This is a genomic window from Acinetobacter sp. ANC 4654, assembly GCF_002135425.1.
GTDB classification, from domain to species: domain Bacteria; phylum Pseudomonadota; class Gammaproteobacteria; order Pseudomonadales; family Moraxellaceae; genus Acinetobacter; species Acinetobacter kyonggiensis.
On sequence record NZ_NEGL01000007.1, the window covers coordinates 104,569 to 123,836 of the forward strand.

General features: G+C 39.8%; 17 protein-coding genes. 9 read left to right on the top strand and 8 right to left on the bottom strand.

What is annotated here, in order from left to right; translation table 11 throughout:
- The 3 genes from lepA to B9T24_RS12130 form a co-directional block, all read right to left on the bottom strand.
- A complete protein-coding gene (gene lepA, locus B9T24_RS12120) occupies positions 1–1,818 on the bottom strand; it encodes a translation elongation factor 4 (protein ID WP_086166008.1) in 1,818 nt (605 codons plus the stop codon).
- Between the two features lie 251 nt (positions 1,819–2,069).
- The gene (locus B9T24_RS12125) at positions 2,070–2,528 is read right to left on the bottom strand and encodes an acyl-CoA thioesterase (RefSeq protein WP_086166009.1); all 459 of its coding nucleotides are present in this window, start codon (positions 2,526–2,528) and stop codon (positions 2,070–2,072) included.
- Positions 2,529–2,862: 334 nt separating this feature from the next.
- A complete protein-coding gene (locus tag B9T24_RS12130) occupies positions 2,863–4,245 on the bottom strand; it encodes a Do family serine endopeptidase (protein WP_086166010.1) in 1,383 nt (460 codons plus the stop codon).
- Between the two features lie 228 nt (positions 4,246–4,473).
- On the opposite strand from B9T24_RS12130, the gene nadB reads away from it, so the two are divergent.
- Positions 4,474–6,117, top strand: coding sequence for an L-aspartate oxidase (gene nadB, locus B9T24_RS12135; protein ID WP_171264900.1), 1,644 nt, complete (start codon positions 4,474–4,476; stop codon positions 6,115–6,117).
- 74 nt (positions 6,118–6,191) lie between these two features.
- On the opposite strand, the gene B9T24_RS12140 is transcribed toward nadB, so the two are convergent.
- The 4 genes from B9T24_RS12140 to pabC form a co-directional block, all read right to left on the bottom strand.
- On the bottom strand, positions 6,192–6,608 hold the full coding sequence (locus tag B9T24_RS12140) for a PaaI family thioesterase (RefSeq protein WP_086166012.1): 417 nt from the start codon (positions 6,606–6,608) through the stop codon (positions 6,192–6,194).
- 92 nt (positions 6,609–6,700) lie between these two features.
- Positions 6,701–7,300 (bottom strand): dTMP kinase, encoded by a 600-nt coding sequence (gene tmk / locus B9T24_RS12145; protein ID WP_086166013.1) that lies wholly within the window; start codon positions 7,298–7,300, stop codon positions 6,701–6,703.
- Positions 7,301–7,303: 3 nt separating this feature from the next.
- Positions 7,304–8,353: an endolytic transglycosylase MltG gene (gene mltG / locus B9T24_RS12150; RefSeq protein WP_086166014.1), complete on the bottom strand. Its 1,050-nt coding sequence runs from the start codon at positions 8,351–8,353 to the stop codon at positions 7,304–7,306.
- 1 nt (position 8,354) lies between these two features.
- Positions 8,355–9,167: an aminodeoxychorismate lyase gene (pabC, locus tag B9T24_RS12155; protein WP_086166015.1), complete on the bottom strand. Its 813-nt coding sequence runs from the start codon at positions 9,165–9,167 to the stop codon at positions 8,355–8,357.
- A 162-nt stretch (positions 9,168–9,329) separates the two neighbouring features.
- Here pabC and B9T24_RS12160 point away from each other — a divergent pair, with 162 nt between their 5' ends.
- The 8 genes from B9T24_RS12160 to B9T24_RS12195 all read left to right on the top strand — a co-directional run bounded on the left by B9T24_RS12160 (position 9,330) and on the right by B9T24_RS12195 (position 18,457).
- Complete coding sequence (locus tag B9T24_RS12160; protein WP_086166016.1) at positions 9,330–10,340, top strand: sulfate ABC transporter substrate-binding protein; 1,011 nt, start codon at positions 9,330–9,332, stop codon at positions 10,338–10,340.
- A 45-nt stretch (positions 10,341–10,385) separates the two neighbouring features.
- Complete coding sequence (locus B9T24_RS12165; protein ID WP_086166017.1) at positions 10,386–10,991, top strand: alpha/beta hydrolase; 606 nt, start codon at positions 10,386–10,388, stop codon at positions 10,989–10,991.
- 83 nt (positions 10,992–11,074) lie between these two features.
- A complete protein-coding gene (gene cysT / locus B9T24_RS12170; RefSeq protein ID WP_086166018.1) occupies positions 11,075–11,908 on the top strand; it encodes a sulfate ABC transporter permease subunit CysT in 834 nt (277 codons plus the stop codon).
- On the top strand, positions 11,905–12,798 hold the full coding sequence (gene cysW / locus B9T24_RS12175; protein WP_086166019.1) for a sulfate ABC transporter permease subunit CysW: 894 nt from the start codon (positions 11,905–11,907) through the stop codon (positions 12,796–12,798). The genes cysT and cysW overlap by 4 nt, the downstream gene beginning before the upstream one ends.
- An 11-nt stretch (positions 12,799–12,809) precedes the next feature.
- A complete protein-coding gene (locus B9T24_RS12180; protein ID WP_086166020.1) occupies positions 12,810–13,871 on the top strand; it encodes a sulfate/molybdate ABC transporter ATP-binding protein in 1,062 nt (353 codons plus the stop codon).
- A gap of 53 nt (positions 13,872–13,924) precedes the next feature.
- A complete protein-coding gene (locus B9T24_RS12185; RefSeq protein WP_086166021.1) occupies positions 13,925–14,848 on the top strand; it encodes a CysB family HTH-type transcriptional regulator in 924 nt (307 codons plus the stop codon).
- A gap of 672 nt (positions 14,849–15,520) precedes the next feature.
- The gene (locus tag B9T24_RS12190) at positions 15,521–16,903 is read left to right on the top strand and encodes a CmpA/NrtA family ABC transporter substrate-binding protein (protein ID WP_086166022.1); all 1,383 of its coding nucleotides are present in this window, start codon (positions 15,521–15,523) and stop codon (positions 16,901–16,903) included.
- A gap of 396 nt (positions 16,904–17,299) precedes the next feature.
- Positions 17,300–18,457 carry an outer membrane protein transport protein gene (locus tag B9T24_RS12195; RefSeq protein WP_171264901.1) on the top strand — a complete coding sequence of 386 codons (1,158 nt, stop codon included), beginning with the start codon at positions 17,300–17,302 and terminating at the stop codon, positions 18,455–18,457.
- A gap of 71 nt (positions 18,458–18,528) precedes the next feature.
- On the opposite strand, the gene carO is transcribed toward B9T24_RS12195, so the two are convergent.
- Positions 18,529–19,260: an ornithine uptake porin CarO gene (gene carO, locus B9T24_RS12200; protein ID WP_086166024.1), complete on the bottom strand. Its 732-nt coding sequence runs from the start codon at positions 19,258–19,260 to the stop codon at positions 18,529–18,531.
- Positions 19,261–19,268: the final 8 nt, after the last annotated feature.

Genomic DNA, 19,268 nt, shown 5'->3' on the forward strand with positions numbered 1-19,268 from the left:
TTATCTTTCGACTTTCAATACAGCCAAGAACGCTTCTTGTGGGATTTCAACACTACCCACTTGCTTCATGCGTTTCTTACCTTCTTTTTGTTTAGACAACAGTTTCTTCTTACGTGAAACGTCACCACCATAACATTTTGCCAATACGTTTTTACGCATAGCTTTCACTGTAGAACGCGCGATAATTTGTGCGCCAATTGCAGCCTGAATAGCAACATCAAACATTTGACGTGGAATCAACTCTTTCATCTTTTCCACCAGTGCAATACCACGGTGACGTGCATCATTACGATGACAAATCATAGCCAAAGCATCTACTTTTTCACCATTGATCAGAACATCGACTTTGACCAATGACGAACTTTCAAAACGTATAAAACTATAATCTAGTGACGCAAAACCACGCGAACATGATTTCAAACGGTCAAAGAAATCCATTACCACTTCGGCCATTGGAATTTCAAAAGTCAAAGACACTTGTTTACCCAAGAACTTCATTTCTTTTTGAATGCCACGGCGCTCAACACATAAGGTCATGACGTTACCCAGGTATTCTTGAGGCACTAAAATATGACATTCTGCAATTGGCTCACGTAAATCTTCAACCGTCGAACCATCTGGCATTTTAGATGGGCTATCAATGTAAATGGTATTACCATTTTTCATCACAGCTTCATAAATCACCGTCGGTGCAGATGAAATTAGGTCTAAATCATACTCACGCTCTAAACGCTCTTGTACGATTTCCATGTGTAGCATGCCTAAGAAGCCACAACGGAAACCAAAACCTAAAGCATCAGAGCTTTCTGGTTCAAAGAACAAAGCTGAGTCATTAATTTGTAGTTTATGTAATGCTTCACGGAATGGTTCGAAATCACTAGCATCAATGGGGAAAAGACCTGCATAAACCTGTGGTTTAACCTTTTTAAAACCCGGTAAAATGGCAACATCTGGCGTGGTAGACAATGTCATGGTATCACCGACTGGCGCACCAAAAATATCTTTAATCCCCGCAATCACGAAGCCAACTTCACCCGCTTCTAACTCACCTGTTTCAGTATGTTTCGGATTAAAAATACCCACAGAAGTGACGATATGAGTTTGACCCGTCGATTTAACCAACATTTTGTCGCCCTTACGGATACGACCATGTTTGATACGAACCAAAGAGACAACGCCCAAATAGTTATCGAACCAAGAGTCAACAATCAAAGCTTGCAAAGGTGCATCACGATCGCCAACTGGTGCAGGAATGACATTTACGAGTGTTTCTAGAACACCTTCAACACCTAAACCAGTCTTTGCCGAACAGGTTGGTGCTTCTGTCGCTTCAATCCCGATAATATCTTCAATTTCTTGAATAACACGTTCAGGTTCAGCTTGAGGTAAGTCAATTTTGTTCAAGACAGGAAGAACTTCCAGCCCTTGTTCAAGTGCAGTATAGCAGTTAGCAACCGATTGCGCTTCTACACCCTGTGCAGCATCAACAACAAGTAATGCACCTTCACACGCAGCCAATGAACGCGAAACTTCATAAGAGAAGTCAACGTGTCCTGGAGTATCAATAAAGTTCAGTTGATACTCTTCACCATTGGGATGGGTATAATAAAGCGTAACTGAAGCGGCTTTAATGGTAATACCACGCTCACGCTCAATATCCATAGAATCAAGGACTTGAGCTTGCATTTCGCGAGCTTGCAGACCACCACAGGTTTGAATAAATCGATCGGCAAGCGTCGATTTACCATGATCGATATGCGCAATAATCGAAAAATTTCGTATATTATTGATATTAACTGACTTTTTAGCAACTGCCATAAACTACTCTAAATCAAAACACACAATCACATACTTATAAATGAACACAGTATTTATGACGTGCAAAAAAGGATATTCCGAAGATGTCGCACAGTATAAGCAGTAGATAGTCAAAAATACATAGAGCTTTTAAAAATAGTCCGATTCTTCTACAAAAGTTTATCACGAATTATCGTCATCAAAGTATGCATAGATGAAGCGTATAACATCTATTGAATCCAAGCTTTTCCAGTGAACTCAAATAGAACTGCTTACTCATTCTTCAAATCAATATGACTGAAATCTAATGGGTTAATATCCGCAGCCAAAGCTTGATAAGCTTGGGTGAAAGTCGGTGACATTCTTTTTGGTCGACCTGTTGCAATTTCGACGCAAGCCCATTTGGTATGTCCTGAAAATAAAACAGCCTGATCTTGAGGGCGATAAAAAACATATTGGCGGAACGAATACAGTGCATTAATCTCATTCAACCATGTTCTTAAAATAATTGTTTCGCCTTGAAACGCTGCTTTACGATATTGTACATGATGCTCCACAGCCACCATTGCATGCTTCAATTCAAGATATTCTTTAAGCCCCAAACCCAATGAATCAATATGTGCCGTGGCAACCTCCTGCATCCATTGCATATATACGACATTATTGACATGCCCCAAACGGTCAATATGCTCTGCTTGAACGGTCATTTCTAAATCAAAAACTGTACTCATCTATTTTTACGATCCTTACTCTTTGGAAAATTTCGTTCAAGGTAAAACAGTCTACGTAATTTTTAGAGAGAGTAAAATTGCAAAATATAAAAAAACCACTCATTTTCAGAGTGCTTTTAAGCTGCATCAATTGATGCTATACCAATTTTTAAAATTAAATTATCATCTTTTATCAGCTAAAATCTCTCCCAACCTCCCTTTGAAAAAGGGAGGAATTACAAAAATTCAAATACTTATCTGATCCATGATACTCCCCCTCTTTAATAAAGATGAGAAGCATTGCTTCGCAAGAGAGGAGATTTTTAGAATATTGAGATATTTATGAAAATTGATGTTATTCAATACGCATGCCCAACATTGCGCGTTGATCTTGACGAATAATCGAAACACGTGCAATCGATCCTTTCTTCAATTCAGAAACAGATTTAATAAAATCGTCACTATTGAGAATGGTGTTGTTATTAATTTGCGTGATGATATCACCTGCAACCATACGTGATTGTGCAGCAATTCCCCCTAACTTTACTTCCTGTACCAAAATCCCGCCCTTAACATCCAGCTGTGATTGCTCATTGGCTGTTAAATTACGAATCGTAACCCCTAAAACAGGCCCTTTTTGTTGCGCTGTTTGTTCTGCTTTTGCAGGGGTATCATCTGGAGCTGTGGTTAATGTCGCTGAAATATTACGTATTTTATCATCACGTAGAACGTGTAACTGAATGACTTGATTTGGCAAAGTTCGATTTAAATAATTCAATAAATCAGATGTTCTGGAAATTGCTGAACCATTATATTTTAAGATCACATCACCTGACTTAAAGCCAGCTTTAGCTGCGGGTGAATTGGGCGTTACTTGTGTAACCAATGAACCTTCTGGTTTTGGTAAATTATAAGATTCAGCGAGAGTCCGATCAATATCTTGCAGCATCACACCTAAGTATGAACGCGTTACCTTACCATTCTTTTTCAATTGGTCTGCGACATCCATCGCCACATCAATCGGAATGGAAAAAGACAAGCCCATATATCCGCCAGTCCCACTAAAGATTCGTGAATTGACCCCAACCACTTCACCATTTTGATTAAACAATGGGCCACCTGAATTCCCCGGATTCAAAGCAACGTCAGTTTGAATAAACGGTACGGAAGTTTCACCCATCATGTTACGCATTTTGGCACTGACAATGCCAGCAGAAGCAGAATAATCAAAACCAAATGGCGAACCAATGGCAAGTACAGGTTCTCCGACTCGAAGTCGATCAACACTGCCAGTCCGTAATTCAGGAAAATTTGAACCCTTTACTTTAAGCAGCGCAACATCTGTACGTTCATCACTACCAACCACTGTCGCATCAATTTCACGACGATCACTCAACATAATGGTGACTTTTGATGCATCTTCCACCACATGATGATTGGTTAATAAATAACCATCCTTGCTAATAAAGAAGGCACTGCCATACGCTGTTTTTTCTTGTGGTGCTTTGGGTTGTGGAATAACCACTTGATTACCAAAGAAACGACGCAGAATTTCAGGAACTTGCTGCTGTAATAATTCTTCCTGTGTCATTTTTTTAACGACATTTACGCTGACCACAGCAGGACTCACTTGCTCAACTAAATTAGAAAAGTCGACTGAAGATGCTGCTTGTGTTTGCACTGCTACCATTGTAAAAACAGCAGCATATATTCCTTTTTGTACATAGCGATTTTTCATGTAAAGCATTCGCTCCATTGCGTTATAAATATCTGTAAACAGTTTTTAGCATAAAAATTGTCTATCTTAAGTAATAATATGTTTGATTATATTTGTATAAACAACAGCTTAAAGATTGCTTAAAATTGTGTTGGCTTATTGCTTTTTCTCATCATACATTAGCATATTAGCTCTTGTTTTTTGATCAAAAAAGCGTTGTCATTAGCAAACTTTTTTTCAAATTAGCTGATGGACATGTCTAATTTAAACTTAACGCATCATTTTGATGTGATCATTGTGGGAAGTGGCGGCGCAGGTTTAAGTCTGGCTTTGTCACTTCCGGATCATTTCAATATTGCAGTTTTGGCAAAATCGGCTTTAACAGATGCAAGTACATTTTACGCGCAAGGCGGTGTGGCAGCGGTTCTAGATGAAACCGACTCCATTGAACAGCACATTGATGACACCATGATCGCAGGTGCACAGCTATGTGAACTAGAAGCCGTCAAACAAACGGTAGAAGGCGGAAAACCCTCGGTTGATTTCCTGTTAAAGCATGGCGTGCAATTCACCTTAGATGAACAAGAACAATTGCATTTAACCCGTGAAGGTGGGCATTCACAGCGCCGCATTATTCATGCAGCAGATGCAACTGGTCGTGCTATTTCAACCACATTAGTACAACGCGCTGAAGAAAAGAAAAATATTACCATTTTTGAAAACTACATTGCGATTGATCTGATTACCTCACAAAAACTGGGCTTAGAAGATGTAAAGAATCGAGCACTGGGTTTATATGTTCTAGATGAGAAAACTGAAAAAATACACACCTTCTTAGCGCCTTCAATTGCTTTGGCCTGTGGTGGGGCGATGAAAGCCTATCTCTATACCTCAAATCCTGATATTGCCACAGGTGACGGTATTGCTATGGCATATCGAGCTGGGTGCCGTGTTGCCAATATGGAATTTAACCAGTTTCATCCAACGTGCCTTTATCATCCTCAAGCACGTTCATTTCTGATTACTGAAGCTATGCGCGGTGAAGGTGCCTATTTACGCCTTCCAGATGGTGAACGCTTCATGCTGCGTTTTGACGAACGCGCTGAACTTGCTCCACGCGATATTGTGGCACGCGCGATTGACTATGAAATTAAACGTTTAGGGATTCGTCATGTCTGGCTCGACATTACGCATAAATCTGCTGAATTTGTCACAGAACACTTCCCGACTCTTTATGCTCGTTTATTAGAATTAGGCATTGATATCACCAAAGAGATGATTCCTGTCGTTCCTGCCGCTCACTATACCTGTGGTGGCGTGGTGGTCGACAAGAACAGTCAGACCGACATTGAAGGACTATATGCCATTGGTGAAACCTCTTATACAGGTTTACACGGCGCCAACCGAATGGCAAGCAACTCACTTTTAGAGTGTTTTGTCTATGGGATGAGTGCGGCTAAACATATTGAAAGCCAGTTTAATACTGACTATGTCTCACCCAATGTGCCTGCTTGGGATGATTCTCAAGTCACCAATCCCGATGAAGATGTGGTCATTTTGCAAAACTGGGATGAACTACGTCAGACCATGTGGAACTATGTCGGCATTGTTCGTACCACCAAGCGCTTAGAACGTGCTTTGCACCGTATTGAAATGCTTAAACAAGAAATTAATGAGTATTATCATGACTATCAAGTGAGTAAAAACTTGATTGAACTACGTAATTTAGTTTTGGTGTCTGAGATGATTGTACGCTGCGCCATGGAACGCAAAGAGTCACGTGGTTTACATTTTACCTTAGACTATCCTGAACTTGCCTCTGAGCTACGTAAAACCATATTACTGCCACCAAACTTTCAAACAGAAACCCCCTTGGTCAATGCAGAAACTTAAATTTAAGTGCTGGTAAAACCCATAAAAAAGCCGAACATTTTTGTTCGGCTTTTTTCAGTCGATATAGAAGATATTTATCGCTGCGGCGGTATAGAATAGGTTCCCACCACATGCGCAATCGGCTCATCTGAATCGATAGAATACAACCAAACATCACCAACTATCAGTGCCTTACCAACTTTCATTAATTTACAAACCGCACGAATATCTTGGTCTGCTGATGGTTTTTTTAAAAAATTAGTGGATAAATTGGTGGTTACCGCCAAAGCGACAATGCCAATTTCACCCAATATCGCAATATAAAGCGCATAATCGGCAGCAGTCATCATCGTCGGTCCTGACACTGTTCCGCCTGGTCGTAAATCGGCAGCACCCACATAATAAATAATGGATGCTCCTTTTTCAGTCACGGTTTCTATTTCACATTTTTCAAGACTTTGTGGAAATTCGGCTTGTAAAAAAGAAATAATTTCTGCCTTGGTACTTTTCATTTACGTTCATCTTCATCCATGATGACTCTGAATATAAAAGAATAATTTACCTTAAGCACTGATTTTTTGATCTTTTTTTAATCTAAAACAAGCTACTTCAGATAAGCCACAGCCTGTTCAAAGACTTGTTCAGGGCTTTGCGTTGCATCTAGGCGTTTCATACGCTCAGGAGATTGTTCAAATAATTCCTGATAACCTGCTCTGACTTTTTCAAAAAAAGTGACTTTTTCTTGTTCAAAACGATCTAACGCACCACGTTCCCGCGCACGGGACATACCCAGTTCAATCGGTGCATCGAGCCAGAAAGTAACGTTGGGCATATGTGAAACAAAGTTTTGATTCAACACATTCAATTTTTCTCGGCTTAAGCCCCGACCTGCACATTGATAGGCAAAACTAGCATCGGTAAAACGGTCACATAGCACGGTTTTCCCTGCCAGCAAAGCCGGCACAATCACTTGTTGCAAATGCTGTGCACGGGCGGCATACATTAAAAGCAGCTCAGTATCATTGGACATATTTTCATCATGATTGACGGACAACAACAGCGAACGAATTTGTTCTGCCATCGGTGTACCGCCCGGCTCACGCGTCAACACCACCGCTTGCCCTTGCTGCACTAAATATTCATAAATTTTACGAATGAGTGTGGTTTTCCCGACACCTTCAGTGCCTTCAAAACTAATAAACATCCATCACTCCTTCTTCGATTTTAAAACGGATAAGTAATCCTGCACTGCACGATTATGCTCATCTAAACTTGCCGTAAATGTATGTCCGCCATTGCCCGTTGCGACAAAATAAATATTATTTGAACCATCTGGATGCATGGCTGCTTCAATTGCTTTTTGACTTGGCAAGGCAATTGGGGTTGGCGGTAAACCATTATTGGTATAGGTATTATAGGCTGTAGGTGTACGTAAATCTGTACGGGTGATATTTCCGTTATAGGCATCGCCCATACCATAAATTACGGTAGGGTCAGTTTGTAGACGCATGCCCATTTTTAAACGGCGCACAAACACGCCAGAAACTTGTTCTAGCTCACGATCAAGACTGGTTTCTTTTTCAATAATTGAAGCCATAATTAGGGCTTCATATTTATCTTTGTAGGGCAAATCCGTTGCACGATTTGCCCATGCCGCATCCAATGCTTTCATTTGACGGTTATATAAATCAGTCAAAATCTTTTTATCTGTTTCACCTTTGGCAAAGAAATAGGTATCTGGCGCAAACAACCCTTCAGGATGGCTAAACGGAATATTTAAGGCTTTCAGCATTTGATCTTGAGGAAGATTCAAAACTTCTTTCGTGACTAAATCATCTTTTTTTAAGCTTTCAAGCAACTGTTTAAACGTCGTGCCTTCAATCACCAAAATACGATTCATTTGTGCATTTTCAGAATTCGACAGCATGTCCATGACTTGACGGACTGACATGCCTTCATGAACTTCATAAACACCTGCTTTTAAGGTGTCATGGATCATAATTTTTTGATAAAGCTTGAGAATAATTGGAAAACTGATTTTATCTTCTTTGGCTAAACGATCAATAAAACCTGAATAAGTGTCACCTGCTCCAATCGCGAGCATCTGTTTTTTGCCTTCAATGGGATAGGATTTAAATAAACTTGACCATAGGATGATTGAAGCCAGCGCAATAAGACCGACAATGAAAATAACCAAGCCTTTCAAAGGAAATACTTTTGCTGCTTTCTTTTTTGATTTTTGCTTTGTGGTGGACATATTAACGAATCTGATTCAATTGAAGGATATTAAAGAGTTCAATACAGGCTTGAACATTCAAAGGTCGCTGCTGAAATTCAGTCACGACTTTCATTGGGCTTAAGGCATTACAGAAAAACAGACTTTCAAATTTTGAAATTTCTTCCAGATCAATAAAGCGCTGTTCGCAGGCAATTCCCTGTTGCTGCATACGAGATAAAATCTCGGCACGCATCACACCATGCACACCATTATAACGAAGTTCTGGGGTAATCCATGTATTGTTTAAACGAATGAAGCAATTACTGCTAACGCCTTCAACCACCGAACCTTGTACATCGGTGACCAGTGCTTCAGTCCAGCCTTTCTGATCCGCTTCATGTTTTAACAAAACTTGTTCCAACCGATTCAGGCTTTTTAAACCGACCAAACTTGGCATGGTTAAACCTAAAACTTGTTGTAATAGACCTGATTTAATTTTTTCAACTTGAAAATCATCCACGGCTTTGGGATAAAAAAACACCCATACATCAGCAGGATGATCAGGCAAGCTATAACCACGCTGACCATCACCGCGACTAATCACAATTTTAAGCGTGCCATTCACTGTTAAATATTGCTGTTGCAGTAAAACTAAACTTTTTTGAATCAACTTTAAATCGGCTTGTAACAGCAGACGTTCACAACTTAAACCTAACCGTGCCATATGCAAATGTTCAAGTTCAATTTTGCCATGCTTAATGCGTGCTGTACTAAAACAACCATCACCATAATGAAAAGCACGATCCAATAATGTGACCTCGCTTATTTCCTGCGCATTCTTAAAACTGAGCATTTCAAAACATCCTATGAATGATGACCTAGTTTAAGAACAGCTTAATCTGTTTAATATCTCTTTTATTCATATAAAATTCGTTTTTTATTATTTTTTACGCATAAAAGATAACGCTATTCTCAGCCCATATTCTAAACATCTAAAAATTACTGAGGAAAACACATGCACTTTTCAAAATTAAAACTTGGGATTGTGGCTGCACTTCTTTCTGTTTCATCATTGAATGTTGTAGCCAAAGATTTCTTAAACGTGTCCTATGATCCAACCCGTGAACTTTATGAAAACTTCAATAAAGAGTTCGGTGCATATTGGAAAAAATCGACCGGACAAGAGCTTAATTTCAAACAGTCTCATGGTGGTTCAGGTAAACAAGCGCGTGCGGTAATTGATGGTTTAGATGCAGACGTTGTCACACTGGCTTTAGCAGCAGACATTGATGCGATTGCAGAAAAAACCAATTTACTGCCTAAAGATTGGCAAAAGAAATTCCCACAAAACTCAACCCCATATACATCAACCATTGTCTTTTTGGTTCGTAAAGACAACCCTAAAAAGATTAAAGATTGGGGCGATTTAGTTAAACCGGGTGTCGAAATTGTGACCCCAAACCCAAAAACTTCTGGCGGTGCACGTTGGAACTATTTAGCAGCTTGGGCTTGGGCTAAACACCAACCGGGCGGTAATGATGCAAAGGCACATGACTTTGTGCGTCAAATTTATAAACAAACTAAAGTTTTGGACTCAGGTGCTCGTGGTTCAACCACAACCTTTGCTGAACGTGGTATTGGCGATGTATTACTGGCTTGGGAAAACGAAGCTTACTTAGCTGTTCGCGAACAACCGGGTAAATTCCAAATTATTACGCCTTCTTTATCTATTTTAGCTGAGCCACCAGTGGCGATTGTTGAAAAAAATGTTCAGAAAGATGGTAATGCCAATGTGGCAAAAGCCTATTTAAATTTCTTGTATTCACCGCTGGGGCAAGACATTGCAGCCAAAAATTATTACCGTCCACGTAATGCAGCGGTGTTGAAAAAATACAGCACCACATTCAAGCCATTAAAACTGGTGACGATTGATAAAGAATTTGGTGGATGGAGCAAAGTGCAGAAAAAACACTTCGAAACTGGCGGCGTTTTCGATCAAATTGTAAAAGCAAACAATACGCAATAAGCCATTATTGATTCAACAGTATTCATTATTCATTGGAGCAAAGACATGATTCATACCGTTATTGTGCCAGGCGTTGGAGGCAGTGAACCTGCCCACTGGCAATCTTGGTTACAACGACAACTCATGTCTTGCTCACGTGTACAACAGCAAGATTGGAATCAACCCATCTTGCAAGACTGGATTAGCGAATTTGTAAATACAGTGCGCCCAATCCCAAATGATATTCAAATTGTTGCACATAGTTTTGGCTGTCTCACCACAGTTGCAGCACTGGCTCAGCATCCAGAATTAAATCAAAAAATTAAAAATTTGATTTTGGTGGCGCCTGCTAATCCTGCACGTTTTGGTGAAGCTGGTTTTTCACGTGATAGCCAGCAAGATTATCAACGCTATTTTCATCAACTCAAACTTGCCGTCCCAACCACATTAATCATTAGTGAAAATGATCCTTGGTTAAATTTTGCAGATGCAAAATGCTTAGCCAAAGCATGGAAACTCAATCCGATCAATTTAGGTCAAGTCGGACATATTAATGTTGCTTCTGGCTTTGGTGCATTTCCTGAAATTTATGATTACTTAATTTCAGAAAATGTATTACAGCACATCAATTTTACTGATGAGAGCAAGTGCTTTTTTAAATTTGCAATTTAAAGTCTGCAAATTATGCTTGTGCCAATTAAACTTTTATTTTCGCTGACTTTATTGGTCAGCGTTCGCTCTTTTAAGGAGTAGTCATGTCGCAGCGATCCCGAGTGCTGCCAGGATTTGGTCTTTCCTTAGGCTTTACCCTAGCGTATTTATCATTAATTGTTCTTATTCCATTGTCCGCCGTGTTTATTAAATCATTGGGCATTGGATGGGATGGTCTATGGGAAATTCTCAGTTCAGAACGTATCCTAAAATCTTTGCAGTTAAGTTTTAGTGCTGCACTTATTGCAGCCTTAATCAATGTGGTGTTTGGCTTATTACTGGCATGGTGCTTGGTACGTTATACCTTCCCCGGTAAACGTATTGTTGATGCATTGGTCGATTTACCTTTTGCCCTACCTACAGCAGTAGCAGGTATTGCGCTCACATCTTTATATGCACCGACAGGTTGGATTGGTCAGTACTTAGAACCATTAGGCATTCAAGTGGCATATACGCCTATTGGTATTACATTGGCATTGATTTTTATTGGTCTACCCTTTGTGGTGCGTACTGTACAACCTGTTTTGAGCGATTTAGAAACTGAACTTGAAGAAGCTGCGTCAGCATTGGGTGCTAACCGTTTGCAAATTGTGACCAAAATCATTATGCCAATTTTATTTCCTGCATTACTCACCGGTTTTGCTTTGGCCTTTGCGCGCGGTGTGGGTGAATATGGTTCGGTTATTTTTATTGCGGGTAACCAACCGTTTGAAACTGAAATTGCCCCCTTGATGATTATTTCTCGTTTAGAAGAATATGATTACGCAGGCGCAACCACCATTGCCGTGGTCATGTTGGTTCTTTCATTTGCTATTTTATTCCTAATTAACTTGCTACAAGCATGGGCAAGCCGTCGTACAGGGAGAACTGCACCATGAGCTTAATGACCAATAGCAATGCCTTAGCAGAAAAACTGCAATCTCGTGATGCGACCCGTGAACCCACTTGGGTACGTTATACGCTCATCACCATTGCACTGATTTTCTTTATGAGCTGCCTGATCTTACCTTTGATTTTGGTGTTCGTTGAAGCCTTTAAACAAGGTGTTGGCGTTTACTTCCAAGCGTTGGTGCATCCAGATACCTTGTCTGCGGTAAAACTGACCTTAATTACGGCAGCAATTGCTGTGCCCATCAATGTGATCTTTGGTGTTGCAGCGGCTTGGTCGGTGGCTAAATTCAATTTCCGTGGCAAATCTATTTTAACCACCATTATTGATATGCCGTTCTCTGTGTCGCCAGTTGTAGCAGGTTTGATGGTCGTATTAATTTTCGGTTCTCAAGGTTGGATTGGCGGCTGGCTGATGGATCATGATATTAAAGTCCTGTATGCAACACCTGCTATTGTGCTCGCCACCATTTTCATTACTGTGCCCTTTGTTGCACGTGAACTGATTCCTTTAATGGAAGCACAAGGCACAGAGGAAGAAGAAGCTGCGATTGTACTGGGTGCTTCAGGTTGGCAAACGTTCTGGAAAGTGACCCTACCAAATATTAAATGGGGTTTAATCTACGGCGTGATTCTGTGTAATGCACGTGCAATGGGTGAGTTCGGTGCGGTATCTGTGGTTTCTGGACATATTCGTGGCGAAACCAATACGCTACCTTTACACGTTGAAATCCTTTATAACGAATATACCTTTAGTGCTGCATTTGCCGTGTCATCGCTCTTGGCTCTGCTCGCGATTGTGACGCTCATTTTAAAAGCATGGGTTGAGATTCGCCAAGAAAATCAAAGTAAACGTAATGAAGATGCAACAGTTTCTTAAGGAATGACATCATGAGTATTCAAGTTAAAAATATTGAAAAACACTTTGGTGCATTCCATGCACTAAATAACATTTCACTGGATTTCCCAGAAGGTCAATTGGTTGCATTACTGGGCCCTTCAGGTTGTGGTAAAACCACGCTACTGCGCATTATTGCCGGTTTAGAATCAGCAGATGGCGGTCAAGTGATCCTTGAAGGCGAAGATGCTACTGATGTGCATGTACGTGAACGTCAAGTCGGTTTTGTCTTCCAACATTACGCACTTTTCCGTCACATGACTGTTTTTGAAAACATTGCTTTTGGTTTACGTGTCCGTCCACGCGCGACTCGTCCTTCTGAGGCCGAAATTAAAAAACGTGTCACACGTTTACTGGATCTAGTTCAATTGGGGTTTTTGGCTGACCGTTTCCCTGCACAGTTATCTGGCGGGCAACGTCAACGTATTGCTTTGGCGCGAGCACTCGCGGTCGAACCACGTGTGCTATTGCTGGATGAACCTTTTGGTGCATTAGATGCTAAAGTCCGTAAAGAGCTGCGTCGCTGGTTACGTACTTTGCATGACGAATTACATATTACTTCAATTTTTGTTACACACGATCAAGAAGAAGCCTTAGAAGTTGCGGATCAAATTATCGTGATGAACAAAGGCAATGTGGAGCAAATTGGCTCACCACGTGAAGTCTATGAAAAACCGGCAACACCTTTCGTCTTCGACTTTCTGGGTCAAGCCAATCGTTTTGAAGGTCAAAACCAAGAAGGCATTATTCACATTGGTGAAGATCGTCTTCAGTTGCCACAAGTAAAAGATGCGCCACAAGGTGAAATTATTGCCTTTGCCCGTCCAAACGAACTGCACATTCATGCGACTCCGCAAGAAAATGCGATCCAAGCCACTTTTTTACGTGAAATCTGGATTGCGGGTAAAGTGCTTGCCGAATTACAAGATCGCCAAGGTAATTTAATTGAAATTTCGCTTCATTCAGATGAAGTAAAATTACATCAATTTAAACCGAATCAAACGGTGTGGTTAAGCCCAACAGCGTTACATTTATTTGCCAATGACGTTGCTTAATTGCACATTGATGGGGCAAAAAGCCCCATTCTATTTTTAAGGTATACAGCATTATGAATTTCCAACAATTAAGAATTATTCGAGAAACTGTTAGACAAAATTTTAATTTAACGGAAGCTTCAGCAGCACTTTACACATCACAGTCGGGTGTGAGTAAACATATTAAAGATTTAGAAGATGAGCTGGGTGTACAGCTATTTATTCGTAAAGGTAAACGTCTATTGGGTTTAACTGAACCGGGTCAGTCTTTACTGGGGATTGTTGAACGGATGTTGGTGGACGCAGACAATATTAAACGCCTTGCAGATGACTTCAACCGTGTCGATGAAGGCACCCTGACCATTGCCACCACACATACTCAAGCACGCTATGTGTTACCGCCCATTGTGAACCAATTTAAAAAAGAATTTCCAAAAGTTCATCTCATTTTACAACAAGCCAGCCCAGTTGAAATTACTGAAATGTTGCTTCAAGGCGAAGCTGACATTGGCATTGCAACTGAATCGTTAACCACGGAAGATAACCTTGCCAGTGTGCCTTACTATCAGTGGCAACACAGCATTATCGTTCCACAAAACCATGCACTCGCCAATAAAACAGATATTACTTTAGAAGATTTAGCTCACTATCCGATTATTACTTACCACGGTGGTTTTACGGGTCGTTCAAAAATTGATAAAGCCTTTGAGGATGCGGGCATTGATGTCGATATCGTTATGTCAGCATTGGATGCCGATGTCATAAAAACCTATGTCGAACTGAACATGGGGGTCGGTATTGTCAACAATGTGGCTTACGATACCGAACGTGATTACCGTTTAAAACAAATCCCAACGGATATTTTTGGAGTCAATACCACTTGGATTGCAGTCCGTAAAGGTCATTTACTCCGCGGTTATGGTTATGAGTTTATTTCACTTTGCTCACCAGAAGCGGATATTAAAGCCCTAAAAAGAGTGGCTTACCCAGAAGATTAAAAGTCAGATTATTGTTTAACATAAGGGATATAAAAATATCCCTTTTTTAACTTCAATTCACCGCTTCCATTTAAAATTTTATTTATCAATAACATGTACAGCATTAATTCTATCAAACATAATGTCATTGACATTTACTGTGCAAAAAATAGCGCGTAAGTAAAATTTAAGCGCCAAACCAAATCTATTTCTCGCTATGCCTCATCCCCTGCTGACAGATCAATCTAGGTCAAAGTTGAAAGCTTTATGAAGCAATGCTTCTTAGCTGTAATTTTGATCTCTATCTCAAAGATAAATTAAGATTATTGATTGAAGCTATACTTTTTCTTGCCCTCTATAGGTAAAAGCACCTTATTTATAAACAACTTAGCGCTCAACTTTCGCGCATAAAAATATTCAGCGAACGTAAAATGTGCATATTATTTGAAAATGCCCAAATTAAGTTCGAGGTCTATTCCATAACCTGACAGACTTAGATCATCAAATAATCCTAAATTTAAATTTTTTTAGCCTACAAATAAGCACGGGCCAATTAAATACACTTTTCCCAGTAACATTTTCTATTTCTATTCTATAAAGAACTCGACATTCAATTTTTCTACCCTTAGCTCACATTTGGCATCTATCTTGCTGTTCGAGGACGTTCAATCCACTATAGAATTCGGTAAATTAATGAAAAAAATATTATTAAACAAAGTTTTTCTTATACTCTATTTAGTGGGACTCAGTTTTTTACTGGCCAGTTGTCAAAAAGAATCTGATCCAGAAACTGCCGCAAGCCCTTTAGCGATTGAAAAAACGACCCTCACAATTGGCTTTGTGAAATTGACCGACATGGCACCTTTAGCCATCGCTGTCGAAAAAGGCTTTTTTAAAGATGAAGGTCTGAATGTCAAACTCGAAGCACAATCTAGTTGGGGCGTGCTTTACCAGCGTGTAGAAAAAGGTGAACTAGATGCAGCCCATATGCTCGCTGCAATGCCTTTAGCATCATTCATTGATCCATCAGCAAATAAAACCCCAATCATTACTCCTTTCACGCTGTCCTATAATGGTGCTGCAATTACTGTTTCAAACAATGTTTGGAATGAAATGAAAAAAAACGTTCCGATGGAACATAATTTACCCAAACATCCGATCAGTGCCAGCAGTTTAAGACCTGTTATTGCTCAATATAAACAGCAACAAAAATTGTTTAAATTAGGCATGACTTTTCCTACAGGCACACATAATTATATGCTGCGCTATTGGCTTGCTGCGGGGGGAATTCACCCAGGAACATATGATCCTGCACACAATGATACAAGTGGTCACATTGGCTCTGATGTAGATTTAACCGTTATTCCTCCACCAGAGATGGTATCAACGATGGTCGAAGGTGTAACTTCAGGCTATAGCGTAGGTGAACCATGGAATCAAAAAGCAGTTAAAAAAGGCTTTGGTGTATCGGTAATTACTTCAGATGCCATTTGGGAAAATGGTGCTGATAAAGTATTTGGTTTAACCAAAACATTTGCACAACAAAACCCAACCACGACCCTTAAATTAGTTAAAGCTTTAATCCGAGCTTCGCATTGGTTAGATGAAAACAACTATGCAAACCGTAAGGAAGCCACAGGAATTATTGCTCAAGATAATTATATCCGTGTTGATAAAGACATTATTGCCAATAGTATGACAGGTGTATTTGAGTATGAACCAGGCGATGTTCGTCCAGCAAAATCATTTCACACCTTCTTTGCTGGACAGTATGGCATCCCTTATTATTCAGATGCAGTATGGTGGTTAACCCAAATGCGTCGTTGGGGTCAAATCAGCTCAAGCCAAACCGATCAATGGTATCTAGAAACGGCTAAGCAAGCTTATCGTCCAGACATCTATACACAAGCAGCCCAAGCCTTAATTGATGAGGGGAAAATGCAAGTAACACAATTCCCAACACTAAAAAATAATGCCTTTATAAAAGCCCCACAAACCAGCCCTCTCGACCACGTGGCTTTTGATGCTAATCAACCTAATCGCTTCTTAGCAGCATTTAAAATTGGCTATAAATAAAGCCTGTTGAAATTAGGGCCTGTTGAGATTGGCTGTGCAAAAAATAGCGAGTAAGTAGATTCAAGCACCAACCCCATCTACTTCTCGCTATAGCCACTCGATATGACAAGCTAAAGTAGAATTATGAAAATGCTATACTCTAGCTTATATTATTATTGGGTTAGGGGGCTTAGGAAGTTAATATGATCAAATATCAATAGCCACTAGTATGAACAATGTTAAAACTCTACTTGCTCGAACCAAACAAAACAGCATAAAGTATCAACACTGAATAAAAAATATTCAATGACAACGTGTTTCATTCAGTTTGATACACCCACGATCTAAGCAAACTTATTCTTTCATTTGGGGCTCTCTATGAAAGCTACGGCACTTTGTATAAGTGTGTGCATTTTTTTGCCAACACAAGTGTTTTCCGCAGCCCTTGAAACGTCTAACCAAAGTATTGCTTCATTTTTAGAACCCAACAATTACTTGGAGGTTTCAAGCGCAATTGTAGATGCCAATGTTTCAGGCAACATTTATCGACCAGAAGCTAATGATCCCACTATATTGACAGAAATTTCTACCCCAAGTTTTGTCCAACAATATGTGCTTTTTAACGCGGGCTTAAAATTACAACTCCATCCCAATTGGTCTTTTGGTTTCATTTACGACCAGCCCTTTGGTACAAATGTCAGTTACACTTTAGACCCTGTTCCAAACAGTCCCTCCAATTTAATCAATGCGACTCAATTTAAATTAGACACAAAAAATCTTACCTCTCTTTTAGGTTATCAACCCAATCCTTTTTTGAATTTTTATGCAGGTTTAAGCTATCAAACCTTAACCACACAGGTAAAAATTTCGGGACAATCATCGGGTTTATTGATCGACTATAATGGAGACATTCAAAAAAATTCTGCTCATGGTTGGCTCGTAGGAATGAGTTATCAGATTCCAGAATATGCACTCAAAACCTCCTTCACGTATCGTGCTAAAATTCAACACAAACAACCATTTAATGAACAAACAACCACCACACCAACAATACCTCTGCTTAATTTAAGCTCAGATCAAAACACCATGATTGAGACACCTCAATCCGTCAACTTTGAGTTTCAATCCGGTGTAACAGCGCATAATTTAATTTATGGCTCGCTACGTTGGGTCAATTGGCAAAATTTTAACATTGCTTCACCCTTAATCAGTTCAAGTGGTAGTAACCCTGTCATGTTGGTGGATTATCAAAAAAACCAGTGGGCAACAACGCTAGGTCTTGCCCATGTATTAAGCGATAAATGGACATCCACAATAGATATAGGACGTGATAGCGGTATTGGTAATCCAGCTTCAACCCTGAACCCTTCAAATGGTTTTTATAGTTTGGGTATCGGCAGTTTTTATCAGATTCACTCTAATTTATTTATTGCAGGTGGCGTTAAATACTTCAAATTAAACAAAGCCAAAGTTCAACAAGACCCAAATGGTTCGGGCAGTTTATTTAAACCGCTATCTTCCGTAAACAATAACCATGCCTTAGCTTATGGCATAAAAATGGGTTATCGTTTTTAACGTAAAATATCTGATTTTTTAAAATAAAAAAACGAGCCGAAGCTCGTTTTTTTATCGAATGAAATTTTAAATTACCAGTGGAAGCTTACACCCACTTTACCCACTGGCATCCATGCATATTTGTCATCATTGGCAATTTTTTGCTCTTCAGCACGTAAATCTGCATCAGCATTTCCACCTGCGGCATTCACAAAAGTACCATCTTTATCTAAATTAACTGTAGGGTTACCAGTGTAGTAAGCCCCCACTTCACCAAATACGCCCCAATTTTTATTGATTTTTGGAGCAAAACCTAAACCTAGATATGGAGCAATATCATTTTTATATTCCATCTTACCATTTACAGAACCATTGTATGAATAGTTTGTACCATTGATTTTGATAGTACCATCACTTGAACGTTTAGTTAAATCATAGTCATTATCAATATAACCTACACCTGCAGCCATATATACGCCTTGTGCCCAACGATTTCCACTTGCACCCCAAGGACGAACTTCAGCATTTAAATAGCCAACCTTATTGTCCATTTCCATATCATATTTCGTACCGTTGATTGATAAATCATCAGACCAAGAAATATCACCACCGTTATAACCCAATGCTAAACCGACATAGGGGTTTGCAGTCCAAAGTAAAGCACCACCATAACCCGTTGTGCCCACTTCAGCACGAACACCTGTTGGCACGAGTTGATTTCGATCAAATGCATAACCATCTTTTACGACTGTCTCATCAGCCATCGCTGTTCCTGTAATAGCTGTTAATACAGTTGCCGCAAGAAGGGTGCGTAAAGTCTTCATTTTATATC